We start from the raw sequence: 20,657 nt of genomic DNA, 5'->3' as shown, positions 1-20,657 counted from the left end.
TTTAAAATATTGATAATCAAAACATTAAAAACGAAAATATATTTTTAATATTATTAAAATCTATATGTTAAACAAATAAATTAATGAAAAAATAATATTTTTTTCTTTGCGTATTAAAAAATAATATTAGTTTAGAAGCCAGAATAAAATATTATGAAAAATTACGCAATCGATTGCACTAAAGCGTAAAAAAATGATAAAAAAACGTAATGGCCACTAAAATCCGCAGAATACCTAACAATCCTAAACAAAAACGATTGAAAAAACTTTCAACCAAGAATTAAAACTATAAGGATACATAATGGATAAAAGAGTACAATCAATAAAGTGGTTATATTTAACTGTTTTTCTGCTTCCTGTCCTTTCAATGGCTCAAGAAAAAGAAACGAAAAAAGATAAAGAAACCAAACTGGATGATGTGGTTTTGGTAGGCTATACAAAGGTTTCCAAAAAAGATGTTACCAACGCTGTTTCTTCCGTGAAAGGCGAGGCTCTTAAAGATATGCCTTCCACCAATGCCGCTGAAGCTATCCAGGGAAGACTGGCTGGTGTACAGGTTTCTCTGAGTGAAGGATCTCCCGGTGCAGATGTGGATATTGTAGTCCGTGGAGGAAACTCCATTACCCAAAGCAATGCCCCACTCTATATTGTGGACGGTATACAAATGGATAATGCGCTGACAATCTTGTCTCCTAAAGAAATAGAATCAATTGAAGTATTAAAAGACGCTTCTTCTACTTCTATTTTTGGGTCAAGAGGTGCTAACGGTGTGGTTCTGATCACAACAAAAGGCGGAAGAAAAAGGGGAAAAACAACGATTAACTATAATGGTTTTGTAGGAGTAAGAAGTATTCAGAATAAGATCAATGTGCTGGATCCTTATCAGTATGTGCTTTATCAATATGAGCAATATTATAAGAATGGTGACATAAAAGATATTGAAACCTTTAACGGACGTTACGGAACTTTTGATCAGCTGGATAAGTATAAATCTGTCAAGAATGTAAACTGGCAGGATAGGCTTTTCGGAAGAGAAGCATTCAACTTTACACATAATGTGGCATTATCCGGAGGATCTGAAAATTCTGCATTTTCTTTGACACTTAATAACGTGGAGGAAGATGGTATTATGATTGGTTCCGGATTTAAGCGTAATATGGCCAACTTCAGATATGATTATGATATTTCAAAAAAACTGAGCATTGGTCTGAATGCCCGTTACAGCCGTCAGATGATCTACGGAGCAGGAACATCTGCATCCGGATCACAAAGCACAAACCGATTGAGAAATGCCATCAGATATCAGCCTTTTGAAGGCGGATCTACAGTGGATGTTGACGAATTTGATCCTTTATTTGCAGATCAGACCAACCTTGTAAACCCAGTTTTACTGGCTAACGACGAAGTAAAAGAAAGCGGAAGAAACGATTTATTACTGAACGGAACAATTGAATATAAAATCAGCAAAGATTTTACTTTCCGAAGTGTAATCGGATACGTGCAGAGGGATCAGATCGTCAATCAGTTTTCCGGTCCGGTTACTAGCCTTGCAAGACAGAACAATGACCAGCCGGTTGTATTTATGAGTAATTCTCAAACCAGAAGAATCACCAATACCAACACCCTGAATTATAAAAGAGCATTTGGAAATCATAAATTTGATCTCTTAGCAGGTCAGGAAACCGTGAGAACAGATGGCGAATCTACTTCCATTAATATCAAATGGTTCCCGAAATCTTCTTCGGCACAGGAAGCTTTTGCCAATTCACAGCTGGCTTCACCGCCATCAGGAATGGTTCAGGATGCTCCTAAAACAGCAAGAGAAGTAGATCGTTTGGCATCTTTCTTTGGAAGGGTAAATTATATCTACAACAACAAATATATTGCAACTGTTTCAATGAGAGCGGACGGTTCCAGCGTTTTCAAGCCAGGACCTAACCAATGGGGATATTTTCCGGCAGCCTCTTTAGCCTGGAAAATCAAAGAAGAAAATTTCTTAAAACAAAGCAATTTTGTTAATGAACTGAAACTTCGTTTGGGATACGGAAAATCAGGAAATAACAGAATCGGAGCTTTTTTATATGATACATTCTTTACTTCTTCTTCGGATTATGGATATGCTTTCGGAACCAGTGTAACACCAGGAGCTACCACCGGAAACATTATGGCTAATCCTAGTGTAAAATGGGAAACAGCTACCTCTTATAATGCAGGATTAGATTTTGGTTTCTTTCAGGGAAGACTTTACGGAACGCTTGATGTCTACAAAACCCACACAAAAGACCTTTTACTGCTGGCGAAAATCCCACAGACTTCCGGATACGAGTATCAATATCAAAACTCAGGAAGCAGTGAAAACAAAGGGATAGAATTATCAATGGGAAGTACAATCATCAGTAAAGAAAATTTCTCTTGGAAAATTGACGCCAATATCTCTTCTAACAGAAATACCATCAAAAGCTTAGGAAGCAATGCCTCTGCAAGTGCTAATTCCTACTACTACCCTTCCGGATGGCAGAATAATCTGTTTGACTTCCTTGTGCAGGTAGGTAAACCGGTAGGTACTTATTGGGGATATGTTACCGCAGGAAGGTATGAAGTAAGTGATTTTAATTATGATGCAGCCACGCAGATTTATACTTTAAAGGGAGGAATTGCAAGTTCTGCTGCAGTAGCTAATGGTGCAAAACCTGTACAGCCAGGAGATCTCAAACTTCAGGATCTGAATGGCGACGGAGTGATTGACAACAAAGATATGACTGATCTTGGAAGCGCACAGCCTAAATTCTATGGCGGTTTTACTCAGACATTCCGTTACAAGAACTGGGATATGAGTTTACTTTTCAATTTCTCAATTGGAAACAAAGTGTATAATGCCAACAAAATAGAATATACTACTCAATATCTGTATAAAGATAATAATATGCTTGCTGAAGTGGCAGACCGCTGGAGATGGTTTGATAATGCAGGAAATAAAGTGACAGATCCTACTGCCCTTGCTGCTCTTAATGCCAATACAACGATGTGGACACCTCCTGCAGGAGCATATTTCCTTCATTCTTATGCCATTGAAGACGGCTCTTTCTTAAGACTGAATAACCTGACTATAGGATACAGCCTTCCAAAAGGATCTCTGGACGCAATTGGGGTTAAAAACCTGAGATTGTATGCTACCGTTAATAATTTATTTACGATTACCGGCTATTCGGGATTTGATCCGGAAGCCAATACAAGAAGAAATCCATTAACTCCCGGAGTAGATTATTCTGCTTATCCAAGAAGCAGATTTATCCTATCAGGAGTAGATATTACTTTCTAAAACGAATGCTAGCTATGAACAAAAATAAATTTTCAAGCCTTTTCTTATCTCTTGCCTGCGTGGTTACTCTTAATTCCTGCAGTGATTATCTAGAGGTAGAAAATCTTTCCAATACAGCTGAAAAACAACAATTCGATTCAGCACCAGATACTTTTGCTGCCCTTGTTGGAGTCTATAACAGCGCTATGGGTGATAATACTTACGGGCAAAGAATGAATCTCATCCTTTCTCAATCCGGAGACGATCTCAGAACGTCCGGAGACTATAATGCCAACGACAGAAGAGGAGTCAGCTGTTTTGGTGCTGTTCCTACCAATACGGAATTATTAAGACCTTTTCTGGATACTTACACCGGCATTGAAAGAGCTAATCTTGTGATCAAAAACATCCCTCTTTCTCCAGTTTACCAAACCGGATCTGTAGCCGATAAAAAGCTGATGGACCGCTATCTGGGAGAAGCATTAACATTGAGAGCATTATTCTATTATGATCTCATTAAAAACTGGGGAGATGTTCCTTTCCAGGATGCTCCATCAGCAGATCTTCCATCCGTTTATCTTCCGAAAACAGACCGTGATATAATTTATGAAAAACTTCTTGACGATCTGGCTAAAGCATCAGCTCTCGTACCATGGAAATCTGAAGGAGGAACAACCCCACAAAGACTTTCCAAAGCAGCTGTAAAAGGATTAAGAGCAAGAATTGCTTTGGCAAGAGCCGGATATTCCCTTAGAAGAAGTCCACAACTTATGACGCAAGGCACAAATCCTCAGAAATATTATCAGATTGCTTATGATGAATGCAAAGACATTATCAATTCCGGACAGCATAAGCTGAATCCAAGCTATGAAGGACTTTTCAGATCACTGCATACAAACAGTCCGGATACGACAAATGAGATTATTTTTGCCATCGGAGCCTTTGGTGGAAATTCCAGAACGGATTCAAAAATCGGCTATTATAATGGCTTAAGACATGATGATTCTGACTGGAAATCAGCTGGAGGTATCAGTGCTATTCCTACGTATTTCTATGAATTTAGTAAATATGATTTAAGAAGAGATGTTAATATTGCCATTTTCAGAGTAAGTACTTCAAAACAGGAAGATCTTCAGACTTCCATCAACTGGAATGACGGAAAATTCAGAAAATCATGGACGAGCATTACAGGAACTTCCCAGAACTTAGGAATTGATTGGCCATTACTAAGATATGCAGATATTTTATTAATGTTTGCTGAAGCTGACAATGAACTTCATGGCGCGCCTTCCCAGGAAGCCATTGATGCTGTAATGGCAGTAAGACAAAGAGCTTATGCTGGAAATCTAAGTCAGGTAGGAACTATCCCTACTACCAAGAATGAGTTCTTTAAGTATATTGTTCAGGAAAGATTACTGGAATTCGGAGGCGAAGGTCTGAGAAAATATGATCTGATCCGCTGGAATCTTCTGGAAACAAAGATCAATGAAACCAGACAGAAACTCACAGATTTCATGAATGGTACCGGAGCTTATGCCAATGTTCCTGAATATATATTTTATAAGAAACCGGCTTCCACTGTTGTCAATTATGTTCCAACAAAAACTGCCCAGCAAAACGTACTGGATATGGACATCTATGTCAACGGCATTAGCAAAGCTGATGTTTTCTATAATCCTAATCAAAGTGTTGCCACCCCTTCAGGATATACAAAAGTAAACTGGAGACTGGCTATGACACAGCCTTATATTAACGGAGACCCTGTGAAAAGTTATGCTTATTATTTCCAGCCAAACAAAAAGGAACTTCTTCCTATTGCACTGGATGTGATTAATTCAAATTATAACCTTACTCAGGATTACGGATATTAGATAGTTTAACATTCATATCAAAGTACAGGCTGTCTCCCACAGAGGTCAGTCTGTATTTTACCTCAAAAATGCTTTATGAAATATTCCATGTTTTTTAAAAACACAGCTCTGCTTTCTGTCATCCTGATTGCTTTATTCAGTCTCCTTTCTTTCAGAATCAAAGATAAAACCATTGTGGTTTCGAAAGACGGAAAGGGTGACTTTACAACCGTTCAGCAAGCAATAAATGCCATTGAAAACAATTCTTCAACAAGAACAAAAGTTTTTATTAAAGCAGGGATTTATAAAGAAAAGATTACTATCCCCGAAACAAAGGGCCCTATACTTCTGGAAGGTGAAAATCCTGAAAAAACGATGATTACTTACGATGATTATGCCTCAAAAAAGAACATGGAAGGAAAAGAGATCGGAACTACAGGCTCATCAACAATATTTATTTACTCAAATGATTTTACAGCAAGAAATATTTCGTTTGAAAACAGTTCCGGAAGAGTCGGACAGGCTGTTTCCGTATTAACCTCCGGTGACAGAATTGCGTTTGAGAACTGTAAATTTTCAGGCAATCAGGATACTTTATATTTAAAAGGAGCTCAGGATCTGGAGGACAAAACAAAACCATCCAGAAATTATTTTAAAAACTGTTATATCGAGGGAACTACTGATTATATTTTTGGAGCGGGAACTGCCGTTTTTGAAAACTGTATCATTTATTCCAAAGAAACGGCAAGCTATGTTACAGCAGCTTCTACTCCACAGGGAAATGAGTTTGGTTTTGTTTTTATCAATTCAAAAATTATTGGAAATGCAAAAGACCACTCCGTATATCTGGGAAGACCGTGGAGACCTTTTGCTAAGACAGTTTATATTAACTGTGAGCTCAATTCAACCATAAAGCCTGAAGGATGGCACAACTGGAATAAACCAGAAGCGGAAAAGACAGCATTTTATGCAGAAAGTAATTCAAAAGGAACTGGAGCCAACATCACTCAAAGAGTTGCATGGTCTCATCAATTAAATAGAGAAGAAAGAAAAAAATATACTCCGGAGAATATTCTTAAAGGAAAAGATAACTGGGACATAAAAAAAAGCTTGCAATAAATTAAACCTACTTCACAAGAGAACCTTCAATTATGACAAAAAACTTCATCAAACTGTTCAGCACAGGTTTTTTATGCAGTATTTCCATGCTGGCTAACGCACAGGAAGTATTGAGTTTTCCCGGTGCTGAAGGTTTTGGAAGATTCACAACAGGCGGACGCAGCGGAAAGGTATATTTTGTCACCCATCTGAAAGACGATAATTCTGAGGGAAGCTTAAGATATGCTTTGAATAAAAAAGGGCCGAGATATATTGTATTTAAAACTAGTGGAACAATTTATCTACAATCTCCTTTAAAAATAAAAGAAGGCAATGTTACTATTGCCGGACAAACCGCTCCCGAAGATGGAATTACCATTGCCAATTATGAAACATTTGTAGCTGCTGATAATGTCATTATCCGTTTCCTGAGATTCAGAATGGGAGATCAGAAAAAGTTTGAAGGAGATGCTTTGGGAGCAAGATTTATCAAAAATCTTATGGTGGATCATTGCTCGATGAGCTGGTCTACAGACGAAACTGTTTCTATTTACGCTAATGAAAAAACGACCCTTCAATGGTGCATCATTGCGGAAAGTCTGAGAAACTCTGTCCATCAGAAAGGTGCTCATGGCTACGGTGGAATTGCAGGAGGTAAATTCGCATCCTTCCATCATAATATATATGCTCATCACGACAGCAGAAATCCAAGACTGGGTGAATACGCAGGAAGCAAATTTGCTCTCACAGATCTTACTGATTTCAGGAATAATCTTATCTACAACTGGGGACATAACAGCATGTACGGAGGTGAAGGCATGAACGTGAATATCATCAATAATTATTACAAACCCGGACCTGCAACCCTAACCAGAAAACGTATTGTCGCCATCGATAAAAATGAAAATCCAAAAACAGAAGTTTATAATATCTGGGGCAAATACTACATCAACGGAAATGTAGTGGAAGGAAACCCTGAAATTACCAAGGATAACTGGACAAAAGCTGTTTTTGATCAAATGAAAACAGCGTACAACTTAACAGAAAAAGATAGAAAATCTATTCAAATCACTAAGCCTCATGATATTGAAAATAATATCAAAACACAATCTGCAGAGGAAGCTTATAGAAAAGTCATAAAATTTGGCGGAGCAAGCTTGGTAAGAGATGCCGTTGATCTTCATGTTATAAAAGATATTGAAACCGGAAGCTTTACTTATAAAGGTTCAAAAGGAAGTAAAAATGGAATCATTGATTCGCAAAATGATACAGGCGGATTTCCACTTTTAAAACAGTCATCCCCCCTCCCCGATTCAGACAATGACGGAATGCCGGATGAATGGGAAATTAAACATCTTTTAAACCCCAAAACAGCCAATGCCAACGGCAGAGATCTGGATAAAAACTACGACAATATAGAAGTGTACATAAATGATATTGTCCGTAAAATAACCGATGAATAAAACTATTAACCATGAAAACTCTTAATCAGAAATCGGTAACCCAAACAGGAAAAATATGAAACTTAGTTTATTTAAAATAGTCATAGCAGGAGCTTTTATCAGCACAAATTTATCAGCACAGACTTCTGTAGTTGAAGCCATTAAGAAAAACCCCAAAGCACCATTTTCGTATGCTGAACTGTCTGTAAAAGAAGGCGGAAAATGGCAAGGCAGTCAATATATCGGAGGAGCTTTCAAAAATGTTCAGGAACTTACCATTCCTGAAGCTCATACAGATCACTCTTCTTATATAAGATATGAAGGAATCGGTCTTGAAAACAACCAGATCGGCTACAGGCTCTATCTGGACTGGAGAAATGCTACAGACATTTTCGGTAAGAAAGTAACAGGACTTGTACTTCCGGAAGTGGGACAAGACGGCTTTGAATCTTATCATCATGATGCTCCATGGGGTCAGGATATTCTGAAATCCGGCCGTACCATCGGAATTGGCTCTTATGGAAGATATGATGATCAGAATGATTATGTTGAAACCTTTAAAATCGTAAAAAGTACAACCGCAAAAGTAATCAATGAAAAAGATCAGTCTTATACCCTTATTAACTACCAAGGCTGGAAAACCTGGGGTGATGCCGTAGATCTGCAATCAAAACTGACGATTTTTCCCAAAGACCGTTTCGTAAAAGTAGATCTTAATCTGAACAGCAGCCTTTCAGGTCTTTGTACCGGAATCGTTGCCTTCGAAGACATCCCAATGAAACAAGGAATCAGTAAAAATAAAAAATGGGCCTATATTGCTACTTATGGACAGCAGACTCTGGCGAAAAAAGAAGACAATCTGGGAATGGCAATCTTCTACCCTCTTGACAGCTTCGACAAATATGTAAAAACAAAATCTACCCATACCATCATTTTCAAAAAAACTAAAAATGTATCCTATTACTTTATGGGAGCCTGGTCTCAGGAACCCAATGGCTTAACAACCGAAGAGTCTTTTTATCAGGATCTGGATAAAAAGCTGGATATTCTCGATAAAACTCATCAACTTTAAAGTTTAAAATCATGAACTTTATCAACCATTCTATTAAAATCTATGCACTTGCAACCGTATGTTCCGGATTCTTTTTTTCCTGTGCTCAAAAACCATTGCAAAACCTATCATCAGAAATACAATCGGAAACAAACAGGAAAATTTCTGAAAAGCTTCCCTGGTCTCAAAGAATGCTTCTTTCTGAAATAAAACGTTTCCCTGAAGCCTGGATGCTGGACTACAACAAAGCCCCGAAATGGAGCTATCCGACAGCAATCGTACTGGAAGGTGCAGAAAGATTATATGAAAAAACAGGAAACAAAGAATATTATCAATATATCAAAACCTTTGGTGACACAATGGTAAAAGAAGATGGAAGCATCGTTTCTTATGATCTTTCCAAATACAATATCGATATGCTGAATTGTGGAAATGTTCTTCTCTACCTCTATCAGCAGGAGAAAAAAGATAAATATTTAAAAGCCCTGCAAACCCTGCGTTCTCAGATTGACGGCCAGCCCAGAACCTCAGAAGGCGGATTCTGGCATAAGAAAATTTATCCCAACCAGATGTGGCTGGACGGATTATATATGGGAGAACCATTTTACGCGCACTACACCCAATATTTCTCAAAAGGAGAAGAAGATGAAAAAGCTTATAATGATATCATCAATCAGTTTGACCTGATTCAAAAGCACCTTTTAGACAAGAAAACAGGTCTCCTTTATCATGCTTGGGACGAAAGCCGTCAACAGCAATGGGCAGACAAAGAAACAGGACTCTCACCCAACTTCTGGTCAAGAGCGATGGGCTGGTACGGAATGGCTATGGTGGATGTATTGGATTATTTGCCTAAGAATCATCCAGGAAGAACAAAGCTGATTTCTTACTTAAAATCTTATTCTGATGCTGTTATCAAAGTGCAGGATTCCAAAACAGGACTTTGGTATCAGGTACTGGATAAAGGAGGAGAAAAAGGAAATTATCTGGAAGCCACAGGTTCATCCATGTTTGTATACACCATGATAAAATCTGTAAACCAAGGATATTTGCCCCAATCATATAAAGCTTACGCAAAAAAAGGATATGAAGGCATTATCAAAAACTTAATCACTGTAGATGAAAACGGTGTGGTAAGCTTGAATAAATGCTGTGCAGTGGCAGGATTAGGCGGAACACCTTACAGAAGCGGCTCTTATGAATATTACGTAAATGAAGAAATTCGTTCCAACGATCCAAAGGGAACCGGCCCTTTTATCCTGGCGAGTTTAGAATTTGAAAAATAAAAAGGATTGAGAAGCCGTACTCCATCCATGTCAAGGTTTAAAACCTTGACATGGGGTGATAAGACAGGTAAAGTATAATTGATTGTATGAAGACGAAAAATATTTTAAATATCATTGCCATTACGGCAAGTTCAGTAGCATCAGGTTATCTTCAGGGACAGGAAAAAAACTCTGTTTCTGAAGTCTGGACCGCTGATCAGGGAAAAAATTACAGAAATCCGGTTCTGTATGCAGACTACTCAGATCCGGACGTTATTCGTGTTGGCAGTGATTATTATATGACTGCGTCCAGTTTCAATGAAGCTCCGGGACTTCCCATCCTGCATTCCAAAGATATGATCAACTGGAAACTGGTTAATTATGCTATTCAGGACATCCTTCCTCTGGAACATTTTGCCACTCCAAAAAGAGGTGATGGAGTCTGGGCACCAAGCATAAGATTTCATAAAGGGGAATTCTATATTTATTGGGGTGATCCGGATTTTGGAATTTACATGGTGAAAACCAAAGATCCTCTGGGAACTTGGGAAAAACCTTTGTTGGTAATGGAAGGAAAAGGATTAATAGATTCATGCCCGTTCTGGGACGAAGACGGAAATGCTTACCTTATTCATGGCTGGGCAGGAAGCCGTGCCGGAGTAAAAAGTATTTTAACTCTTAATACAATGAATCCTGAAGGAACAAAAGTTCTGGATAAAGGCATCCATATCTTTGATGGTCATGATGCACATCCTACCATTGAAGGTCCTAAAATGTATAAAAGAAATGGCTACTATTACATTTTTGCCCCTGCTGGAGGTGTGGCGACAGGATGGCAACTCGCACTAAGATCAAAAAATATTTATGGCCCTTATGAAGAGAAAATAATATTGGAACAAGGTTTAACAACCATCAACGGACCTCATCAGGGAGCCTGGGTAGATACTCCATCTGGTGAAGACTGGTTTTATCATTTTCAGGATGTGGATGCCGGAGGAAGAATTATTCACCTGCAGCCTATGAAATGGGAAAAAGACTGGCCGGTAATGGGGATTGATCATAATAAAAACGGGATTGGCGAACCTGTTTTAACATATAAAAAGCCTGATATTGGACAATACTATCCTATTTCCACTCCTCCGGAAACTGATGAATTTGATGAAAAAAAACTAGGATTGCAATGGCAATGGAGTGCTAATGAAAATATTGTATGGTCTTCCAAACTTCCCGGACAAAATTTTTTAAGACTATTCTCTATCAAAGTTGCTGAAGGAGAAAAAAACCTCTGGAATGTCCCGAATCTGTTAACCCAAAAATTTCCGGCTCCTAATTTTGCAGCATCAACAAAGGTGAAGCTAACTCCCGAAGATGCCAAAGAAGGAAAAACCGCAGGATTATTAATCATGGGACTAGATCACGCATCATTAGTGATCACCAACAAGCCTGATGGCTATTATCTCCAATTAAGAAAAGCGGAGAAAGCAGATAAAGGCGGGGAAGAAAAAATATTATTTGAAACTCAATTAAAAAATAACGAAGCTTATTTAAAAGTAAATGTCAATGAACCTAATGGTTTATGCCAATTCAGCTACAGCGAAAACGGTAAAAACTTCATCAAAGCCGGTGAAATTTTTCAAGCAAAACCCGGAAAATGGATTGGAGCAAAAGTAGGTTTGTACAGCATCAGTACTGCAAAAGCACCACGAGGTGGCTATGCTGATTTTGAATGGTTTAGAATAACTAAAAAATAAATAATGCAGGTAAACGCTAAGACGCAAAGGTATTATTTTCAATAAAATTAACAACCAGTCAACTTGCTGGAAATCTTTGTTTTTTTCGCCTAAAATAAAGAGTAAAGAACTAAAACCATGCGTTTTTGCGGTAAACCAACAAACAAAGAGTCATGAAGAAAAGAAAATATAAAACCGTTTCATTTTTATTCAGTGTGATGCTGCTCTCAGCATGTCAGTCGCAGGATATAGCACAAAAGACGACAGTAAAACCAGATAGAAAAATAACTCACATCTACCTCATCGGAGACTCTACAATGGCTGATTACACAGGAGATTATGATCCCGGAAAAGATTATATGAAAGTTCGGTATCCCATCACAGGCTGGGGACAGGTATTTCAGCCTTTCTTTATAAAAGACAGTCTTAAAGCTCTTAAGCCAGCTATCACTACAGATTCGGTGGCCGTTATTAACAGGGCCCATGGCGGAAGAAGCACAAGAACTTTTTTCCAGGAAGGAAGATGGCGTTATGTTTATGAACATCTTCAGCCCAATGATTATGTGATCATTCAATTTGGGCATAATGACGGTTCAGAAAAGCATCCTGAGCGCTATGTGAATATTCAGGGGTATAAAGAATTTTTGCGGTTATTTGTTTCACAGACAAGACAAAAAGGTGGAAATCCTGTTATTCTAACCCCTGTAGCAAGAAATTACCCTTGGAAAGACGGAAAACTTGAAAATGTGCATGGAGAATATTGGCAGGCCCCCATCGATATTGCTAAAGAAATGAATGTTCCTTACATTGATTTAAACAAATTATCCATGGAATATTTTACTAAAAAAGGACAGGATTTTACCACAAACCACTATTTTATGAATCTTCCGGAAAATACTTACGAAGCTTACTCTAAAGGACAGAAAGACAATACTCATTTTCAGCCGGAAGGAGCAAAAGCAGTGGCTTCAATAGTCTATCAGGAATTTAAAAATATAATTAAAACTCCAAGAAAATAACATGAAGAAGTCACTTACCATTATCAGTTTAGCAGCAGCAATGATGTTTTCAGGGCAGATATATGCCCAGAATCTGGATATTTATAAGAACATTGAGTTTACCATGCCTCAGGTTGCAGAAACCTCTTTTCCTGCCAATACGGTTTCTATCACCCAGTTCGGAGGAATTTCAGGTGGAAATGTAAAAAATACACAGGCCTTCAAAAAGGCAATTGATGACCTTAGCAAAAAAGGAGGCGGAAAACTGATTGTACCAAGAGGAATGTGGCTCACTGGACCTATTGAACTGAAAAGTAATATCAATCTGCAAATAGAAGAAGGAGCCTTTATCATTTTCAGCAAAGATAAAAATGATTATCCATTGGTAGACATAAGTTTTGAAGGACTCAATACCATTCGATGCCAGTCTCCTATTTCTGCTAAAAACGCCACCAATATCGCCATCACAGGAAAAGGTATCATTGATGGAAGCGGAGATGCCTGGAGAGCCATCAAAAAAAGTAAAGTAGCAGAGTCGGAATGGAAAGAAATCATAAAATCTGGCGGAATATTATCTTCCGACGGCAAAACATGGTACCCTTCCGAAAGCTATAAAAAAGGATTCGAAAGCAGCTCAAACTTCAATGTTCCTGATAAGATCTCTAAAGATGAACTGAATACTGTAAAAGACTTTCTGCGCCCGGTAATGGTAAGTCTGGTAGGCTGTGACAAAGTATTGCTAGATGGCCCTACCTTTCAGAATTCCCCGGCATGGAATCTTCACCCGCTGATGTGCTCCAATCTGATTTTAAGAAACCTTACCGTAAGAAATCCGTGGTTCTCACAAAATGGTGACGGCGTAGACCTGGAATCCTGTAAAAATGTGTTAATCTATGATAATACATTCGATGTGGGTGATGATGCGATCTGTATTAAATCAGGGAAAAATGAAGACGGTAGAAAAAGAGGAATGCCTACCGAAAATGTCATCATCAAAAACAATATTGTATATCACGGTCATGGAGGTTTTGTTGTAGGAAGTGAAATGTCCGGAGGTGCTAGAAATATTCATGTCTCCGACTGTACTTTTATAGGAACAGATATCGGGCTTCGTTTTAAAACCACCCGTGGAAGAGGAGGAATTGTTGAGAATATTTACATCAAAAATATTGATATGATTAATATTCCCACACAGACTATCGGTTTCAATATGTTCTACGAAGGTGCCTCCCCGGTTTTAGAAGACGGACAGAAGCTGGAAGGGAATAAGACCCCTGAAAAAATATATCCGGTAACAGAGGAAACTCCAATCTTCAGAAATATATTCTTTAAGAACATCAATGCAGTCAATTCTTACGAAGCCATCACATTATTTGGTCTTTCTGAAATGAACCTCAAAAATATAGTGATTGAAGATTCAAAATTTGATACCAAGAAAGCATTTACCATCGTGGATGCAGACGGCATTCAATTAAAGAATGTAATCTTTAAATATACAGAAGGAACGGGAGCAACGGTTTACAACAGTAAAAATATTAACCTTTCCACTGTAAAATTTGAATCACCGGTCAAACCTTATGTCAAAGTCTTAGGAAGCAAAACCACAGCTGTAGTTCTACCAAAAGATGTACTATCTGATAAGACTGCAATTTCCATAGGAACGGAGGTATCGAAGAACGCAGTTAAGTAGTTAATTACCTCAAAGATGCAAAAAACCACTTTACATCTCTGCAGTTTTCCAACATCTATAAAATTAAGAAATTCCCTTATCGGATGATTTTTAACAAAAGACATACTTATATTTCTATTTTCTTCGTAGGGACGATGGCATTCGGGCAGATAAGCAGACCGAATGCTTCTCCTTACACCAATGAAGGAACTTTTGAAAAATTAAAGAAAAAATATACTTTTATTACACCTATTGACCGTCCTGTTCCTAAAAACATTGGAATCGACAGGGATATTGAGTACACCAACATTCACGGAACCTCATTAAAAGCTGATATATACTACCCTCTTGATACCTCAAAAAAACATGCAGGGATCACAATGGTTCATGGTGGTGGATGGATTTCAGGCAGTAAGGAAAATGAAAAATATATGGCCATGGAATTAGCTTCAAAAGGATTTGTAGTGATCGCTGTTGGTTATCGTCTTTCGGATGCTGCGAAATATCCTGCCGGAATTGAAGACATAGAAAGCGCTATTCTGTGGATACGGACACATCACAAAGAATATTCTTTAGATAAAAAGAAAATAGCAGTTTGGGGCGAATCTGCCGGAGCGCAGATGGCAACTCTGGTTGGAGTACGAAAGAAAAATAATATAAAGGCTATCATCAATATCGACGGAATTGTTTCTTTTATTCATCCTGAAGCTGAAGAAAGTACTTATGCCGCGTACTGGCTGGGTGGAGACCGGAATACACACCTAAAGAACTGGGCAGAGGCCTCACCTTTGGAATATATAGATAAAAATACACCACCTACCCTTTTCATCAACAGTTCCCAGCCCAGATTTCATGCAGGAAGAGATGATATGATGAAAAAATTAAAAGCTTACAATATTCCCACTGAATTTCATGAAATTAAAGATTCACCCCATTCATTCTGGTCAGCAGAACCATGGTTTACTGAGACATTGAACTATACCGTTATTTTTTTAAATAAAGTTTTGAAATAATTTTTAACCTGATCTTATGAAAAAATTATTTTTAATTCTGTTTCTGCCAGCAATTCAATTTCTATGGGCACAAAGCAAACCCTATATCACCATTACAGTTGCTCAGGATGGAAGCGGCAATTTTACCACGATTCAAAAAGCAATCAATTCTGTAAGAGATCTTGGTCCGGCAGAAGCATTAATCAGGATCAAACCGGGAATTTATCCTGAGAAACTGGTTATTCCCTCTTCAAAACACAAGATAACCCTTGAAGGAGAAAATAAACACAATACTATTATCACCAACAATGATTTCTCTGGAAAAACAGATTCTTTCAATGAAAAGATGACTACTTTCAACTCCTATACCCTTCTGGTAATGGGTGATGATATCAAAATCAACAACCTTACCATTCAAAACAGCTCATGTAATGAAGGACAGGCTGTTTCACTGCATGTAGAAGGCGATCGTTTTGTTATGAAAAATTCAGATATCCTTGGTTGTCAGGATACTCTTTATTCCGCCACCAACCACAGCAGGCAGTATTTTGAAAACTGTTATATAGAAGGCACTACCGATTTTATTTTCGGACAGGCAACGGCCGTTTTTAAAAACTGTATCATTAAAAGTCTTGCAAACTCTTACATCACTGCTGCCGCAACAGAAATCGACAGAAAATATGGCTTTGTATTCCTGGATTGCAAGCTTACCGCTAAAGATAATGTTACTGAAGTTTACCTCGGAAGACCCTGGAGACCTTATGCCAAAACCGTTTTTATCAATACGGAAATGGGAAAACATATCCTCCCTGAAGGTTGGAATCCCTGGAAAGGAGACAAAATATTTCCCGATAAAGAAAAAACTGCCCATTACGCTGAATCTGGAAGCAAGGGTGATGGCGGAAATACATCCAAACGCATCAGCTGGTCACATCAACTGACAAAAAAAGACCTTAAAAAATACACTTTAGAGAAAATCTTTGACGGCTGGAATCCTAATATGAATAATAAGCAATAGAATATCATCTATACAAAGGCATTTTAATAAATAAAACATGAAAAAAAAGCTTACCCTTATCATTTTCTTCCTTTCAATTATAACATTTGCCCAGCAGCCCACTCTGTTTCTTATTGGTGATTCTACCATGGCCAATAAAGAAAATCCGGATAAAAATCCTGAACACGGCTGGGGACAGATGCTTCCACCACTTTTAACATCAGAAATAATTATTCAGAATCATGCAACCAACGGAAGAAGCTCCAAAAGTTTCAGGACGGAAGGCAGGTGGAACAGGGTCTTGAATCAACTTAAAAAAGGAGATTTTGTAATCATTCAATTCGGACACAATGATCAGAAAGTAAATGATTCTGTTCGTTTTACCAATCCATATACACAGTACAGGGCCAATATCGAAAGGTATGTAAACGAAACAAGATCTAAAGGGGCAATTCCAATCCTTATGACTTCTATTGCAAGAAGGAATTTTAATGAAAACGGTGTTTTGGTTGATACCCACAAAGAATATCCTATTGTGGTAAGAATGGTGGCGGATGATCTTAAAGTATCTTTTGTTGACTTGCAGTTATTATCAGAGCAGCTTGAAATTTCATATGGTCCGGAAGGCTCAAAGAAATTGCATCTTCATTATAAAAAAGGAGATCAGCCTTATTACCCGGAAGGAAAAGATGATGATACCCATTTATCAAAAATGGGGGCAGAATCTATTGCAAAACTGGCAGCCACTTCTTTGAAAAGTCTGAAAACCGGTCTGGAAAGATATATTAAATAATAAGGGCTTTTAGTCTCTCCTATTTTTAGGTTAAGTTTTAATTAAAAAAGATAAAAAATGGATTTCAAAAAAGAGGCTTTCTTCGATGGAAACTCGGCATGGGAAGATTTAGGAAATGGTATTTCCAGACAGTTTGTGGGATATAATTCCCAGGTAATGATGGTAATTGTAAAGTTTGAAAAAGGCTCCATAGGAACTTTACATCAGCATTTTCATTCTCAGATCACATATGTTGCTTCCGGAAAATTTGAAGTTACAGTTGATGGTAAAACAAAAATTTTACAGGAAGGAGATGGATTTTTTGCTCAGCCTACTATTTTCCATGGCGTGAAATGCCTTGAAGAAGGAAAGTTAATTGATGCTTTTACGCCTTTCCGGGAGGATTTTCTTGTATAATAAGAAGCTGGAGAGTTGGAATACCGTAAAGGCGCAAAAAAAATTTTATCCCTAATAAAATTGAGGACTGAAAGCTACAAAAGAAATATTGAACACCTAAGTTGCTTTTAACAAGCATTGTGCACAAAAGTCAATCTAAGTTTTGAAAATACTTGTTTTTCTTAAGTGAAATAAATCACTCATAATAAGCATATTAGCATATATTTCAGGTTAAAAACGCCTGACATTCATCAGATAAATAAGTCCTTAAATATTCTACGCTTTTCAGCATATTTTAAAAAATAATAAAAATTTGACTAAACAATAAAATGCAACCGATTGATCAAATAAAATATATAACATTATAATTATATAAATATTAATACAATAAAATATAAAACACTTTAATATCGAATTTGTAATTTTACACCAGAACAAATCACAAAATATAAACTATGAAAACAACGTTCAAGGCGGCCTTAATTACAGCCGCTCTAAGCTCAGCTTTTGCCTTATCCGGATGTGGTCAGGAAGAAATCAATAACGACATGACAGAAAGAGAAGTCAACCTTAAAAATTCTCTGACTCAAAAGATCGTTCCTTTAGCAAATTGTATAGCTCCAGGATGGGCTTCACAAAACGGTGGTACTACCGGTGGTGGAACGGCAGCAGAAACAACCGTTTCTACATATGCCCAATTAAAATCCGCTATTGAAAATACGGCTGTAAAAGTTATCAAAGTAACCGGAACCATTACAGTCACTACCCGCTTATCACTTCAGGATCAGACAGGAAAAACAATTTACGGAACAGCCGGAGCCAAACTGGTCTCTACAGATCAGACTAAAGATGGTTCAGGAATAATCAATATTAAAAGATGTAATAATATCATTATCCGAAATCTTATTTTCGAAGGTCCGGGAGCGTACGATACTGATGGCTGGGATAATGCCATTCTGGACGACTGCCGGAATGTATGGATAGACCACTGCGAATTCAGAGATGGTGTTGACGGAAATTTTGATATCAAGAATAAGTCTGACTATATTACAGTTTCCTATACGAAGTTCCATTATCTGAAAGCACCAAAACCTGGCGGCTCAGGAGGAACGGATGACCACAGATTCTCCAACCTTATCGGATCCAGTGACGGCGCCACTGCTGATGCAGGAAAACTGAATGTAACTTTTGTTCGCTGCTGGTGGGCACCGGGATGCAGAGAACGTATGCCGAGAGTAAGATTCGGTAAGATTCATATCCTTAACAGTTATTTCAACAGTTCTGTAAGTAACAAATGTATTGCTGCTGGAGTACAGGCTAATATCCTGGTAGAAAGAAATGTTTTTGAAAATGTAAAAGAACCCATCAGTTTAATGACCGGATTTACAGCTGTAACCCAATCAGGAAGCAGTTTTATCAATGTTACCGGAAATACGGCAGGAAGCGGAACAGCATTCACTCCGCCATACAGCATCACTAAACTTAATGCAGCGGATGTAAAGGCAGATGTAACCGCCAATGCAGGAGCTACTTTAGGTGGAAATGTTTGTGATGCATTTTAACAGAAGGCTTTAATAATAGTAGTAATAAAAGAACGAGGGTATCTCAGAAATGAGATGCTCTCGTTTTTATTTTCAAAACAAAGGTTAAAATCCGGCTATTTGAAGAAATAAACGGGTTGAAACCCGCTCCTATTGAATATCAATTATTCACTTAATTTATTTTTTTCCAGCCATTTCGGGTATTCTTTAGCTAAAAGCTTTTCCGCAAAATCACCAAACCAGCTGTATCCGTTTCTTCTTTCTTCCGAAACCTCATTATAATTATATTTTACACTTCCGTCACGGTCTCCAAACAAAGGTTTATTGGTATGGATATCATAAAACCTGGCCCAGATCACAGAATTTTTATCTTCAGCTAATACCCTTACTGCTTTTCCATTTTGTTTGGTCACATTGTAGCTGTAACCTTCTATTTTATTCTGTCTGAACCACTGTATAGCAGCTCTTATTGATTTTTCAATCTCAGGAGTCACCGACTGCAACATTAAAAATCTAACAATACCTACCGATTCTCCGGTCGCTAATGAAACGGGCTCAAAAGCTCTTGCCTTATCCGGCTGCAGAGTAATCTCATTATACTGATCTGCCCAGATGGAAGGAATACCCTTCTGAAGAACCTGAGTTTTTAAAATGCATCCAATTCCTTTTTGTACGGCAGTTCTTGATTTTTCCTTTAATGATAAAGAGACCACGTTGAAATCACTATTTCCTTCCGCAACATTATAAAGAACTGTCAAAGCATTGATCATCGCATTATCATTATACGTCACTTGTTTTCTATAGAGCCCTGTGTTGGGGTAATACTGAGGAAAACCTCCGTTATCATACTGCATAAGAATAAGGTAACTGATTCCTCTTTCTGCTGCTTTTAAATACTCCGGATTTTTTGTGGTTGAATATGCTTTAATCAATGCATTGATTTCCCTTGAAGTGGCATTGTTATCAATAGTGGCATGATCATCACCTGTAGATTTTATCTTTTTGAAAAGCGCTTTATCAATAGGCAGATTATAGTTAACCACCGATTTATCTTCAAGCTGTTTCCCCCACCCTCCATTGGGAAGCTGATAGATCAGCATTTTCTCCGCCAGTGTATCCTTTGTCTGGGCGGAACAATGAAAACCTAACAGCCCTAAAGCCAATGTAAATATTTTTAAATTCATTTTTTATTATTTAGAAATTAGACAGAATATTTTATATAAATTACATTCAAGCTATTCAACACTGCAACATTCAACTACTATAACCCTTCTGCTCTCAAACTAAAAACCTAGTCACTTAGCTAATTTTACCATCAATGGCTTTGCAGTGATCTCAGACTGTTTCCAAAGCAAATTTCCCCAATCATTAAAAACATGCATCATGCAATCGATTGCGCAAATTAAACTTAAAAGGAAAAATCCGGGTATCAACATAATTTATTCAATGAGTTAATAAGTCAAAAGTATAAATAATTTGGCAATTAACAGCCAAAATATAAAGTGAAAGAATAGTCTGTAGGAGTATTTAAGACTACATTTTAAGGAGTATGGCAATA

General features: G+C 37.7%; 15 protein-coding genes. 14 read left to right on the top strand and 1 reads right to left on the bottom strand.

Annotated features, from left to right (window positions below):
* The first annotated feature begins 301 nt into the window (after positions 1 to 301).
* The 14 genes from KIK00_RS01405 (at position 302) to KIK00_RS01340 (ending at position 19,120) form a co-directional block, all read left to right on the top strand.
* Positions 302 to 3,319 carry a TonB-dependent receptor gene (locus KIK00_RS01405; protein ID WP_255814791.1) on the top strand — a complete coding sequence of 1,006 codons (3,018 nt, stop codon included), beginning with the start codon at positions 302 to 304 and terminating at the stop codon, positions 3,317 to 3,319.
* Between the two features lie 14 nt (positions 3,320 to 3,333).
* A complete protein-coding gene (locus tag KIK00_RS01400; protein ID WP_255814790.1) occupies positions 3,334 to 5,169 on the top strand; it encodes a RagB/SusD family nutrient uptake outer membrane protein in 1,836 nt (611 codons plus the stop codon).
* Positions 5,170 to 5,244: 75 nt separating this feature from the next.
* Entirely contained in the window at positions 5,245 to 6,267 is a 1,023-nt protein-coding gene (locus KIK00_RS01395) for a pectinesterase family protein (protein WP_255814789.1), read from the top strand.
* Positions 6,268 to 6,299: 32 nt separating this feature from the next.
* Positions 6,300 to 7,709: a polysaccharide lyase family 1 protein gene (locus tag KIK00_RS01390; protein ID WP_255814788.1), complete on the top strand. Its 1,410-nt coding sequence runs from the start codon at positions 6,300 to 6,302 to the stop codon at positions 7,707 to 7,709.
* A gap of 55 nt (positions 7,710 to 7,764) precedes the next feature.
* Positions 7,765 to 8,760 carry a DUF4861 family protein gene (locus tag KIK00_RS01385; RefSeq protein WP_255814787.1) on the top strand — a complete coding sequence of 332 codons (996 nt, stop codon included), beginning with the start codon at positions 7,765 to 7,767 and terminating at the stop codon, positions 8,758 to 8,760.
* Positions 8,761 to 8,771: 11 nt separating this feature from the next.
* Positions 8,772 to 10,025 carry a glycoside hydrolase family 105 protein gene (locus tag KIK00_RS01380; RefSeq protein ID WP_255814786.1) on the top strand — a complete coding sequence of 418 codons (1,254 nt, stop codon included), beginning with the start codon at positions 8,772 to 8,774 and terminating at the stop codon, positions 10,023 to 10,025.
* A gap of 86 nt (positions 10,026 to 10,111) precedes the next feature.
* Positions 10,112 to 11,755 carry a glycoside hydrolase 43 family protein gene (locus KIK00_RS01375; RefSeq protein ID WP_255814785.1) on the top strand — a complete coding sequence of 548 codons (1,644 nt, stop codon included), beginning with the start codon at positions 10,112 to 10,114 and terminating at the stop codon, positions 11,753 to 11,755.
* 152 nt (positions 11,756 to 11,907) lie between these two features.
* Positions 11,908 to 12,753 carry a rhamnogalacturonan acetylesterase gene (locus KIK00_RS01370; protein ID WP_255814784.1) on the top strand — a complete coding sequence of 282 codons (846 nt, stop codon included), beginning with the start codon at positions 11,908 to 11,910 and terminating at the stop codon, positions 12,751 to 12,753.
* A gap of 1 nt (position 12,754) precedes the next feature.
* Entirely contained in the window at positions 12,755 to 14,422 is a 1,668-nt protein-coding gene (locus tag KIK00_RS01365) for a glycoside hydrolase family 28 protein (RefSeq protein ID WP_255814783.1), read from the top strand.
* 83 nt (positions 14,423 to 14,505) lie between these two features.
* On the top strand, positions 14,506 to 15,414 hold the full coding sequence (locus KIK00_RS01360; RefSeq protein WP_255814782.1) for an alpha/beta hydrolase: 909 nt from the start codon (positions 14,506 to 14,508) through the stop codon (positions 15,412 to 15,414).
* A gap of 16 nt (positions 15,415 to 15,430) precedes the next feature.
* Entirely contained in the window at positions 15,431 to 16,411 is a 981-nt protein-coding gene (locus tag KIK00_RS01355; protein WP_255814781.1) for a pectinesterase family protein, read from the top strand.
* 37 nt (positions 16,412 to 16,448) lie between these two features.
* Positions 16,449 to 17,183: a rhamnogalacturonan acetylesterase gene (locus KIK00_RS01350; protein WP_255814780.1), complete on the top strand. Its 735-nt coding sequence runs from the start codon at positions 16,449 to 16,451 to the stop codon at positions 17,181 to 17,183.
* Between the two features lie 57 nt (positions 17,184 to 17,240).
* Positions 17,241 to 17,579 carry a cupin domain-containing protein gene (locus tag KIK00_RS01345; protein WP_255814779.1) on the top strand — a complete coding sequence of 113 codons (339 nt, stop codon included), beginning with the start codon at positions 17,241 to 17,243 and terminating at the stop codon, positions 17,577 to 17,579.
* Between the two features lie 434 nt (positions 17,580 to 18,013).
* Positions 18,014 to 19,120 (top strand): polysaccharide lyase family 1 protein, encoded by a 1,107-nt coding sequence (locus tag KIK00_RS01340; RefSeq protein WP_255814778.1) that lies wholly within the window; start codon positions 18,014 to 18,016, stop codon positions 19,118 to 19,120.
* Positions 19,121 to 19,263: 143 nt separating this feature from the next.
* Here the strand turns inward: KIK00_RS01340 and pelA are convergent, their stop codons facing one another.
* Positions 19,264 to 20,283: a pectate lyase gene (pelA, locus tag KIK00_RS01335; protein ID WP_255814777.1), complete on the bottom strand. Its 1,020-nt coding sequence runs from the start codon at positions 20,281 to 20,283 to the stop codon at positions 19,264 to 19,266.
* Positions 20,284 to 20,657: the final 374 nt, after the last annotated feature.

It is taken from the genome of Chryseobacterium sp. MA9, from assembly GCF_024399315.1.
GTDB lineage: Bacteria > Bacteroidota > Bacteroidia > Flavobacteriales > Weeksellaceae > Chryseobacterium.
The sequence above is the reverse complement of the archived record's forward strand: the minus strand, read 5'-3'. Positions and strand labels throughout refer to the sequence as shown.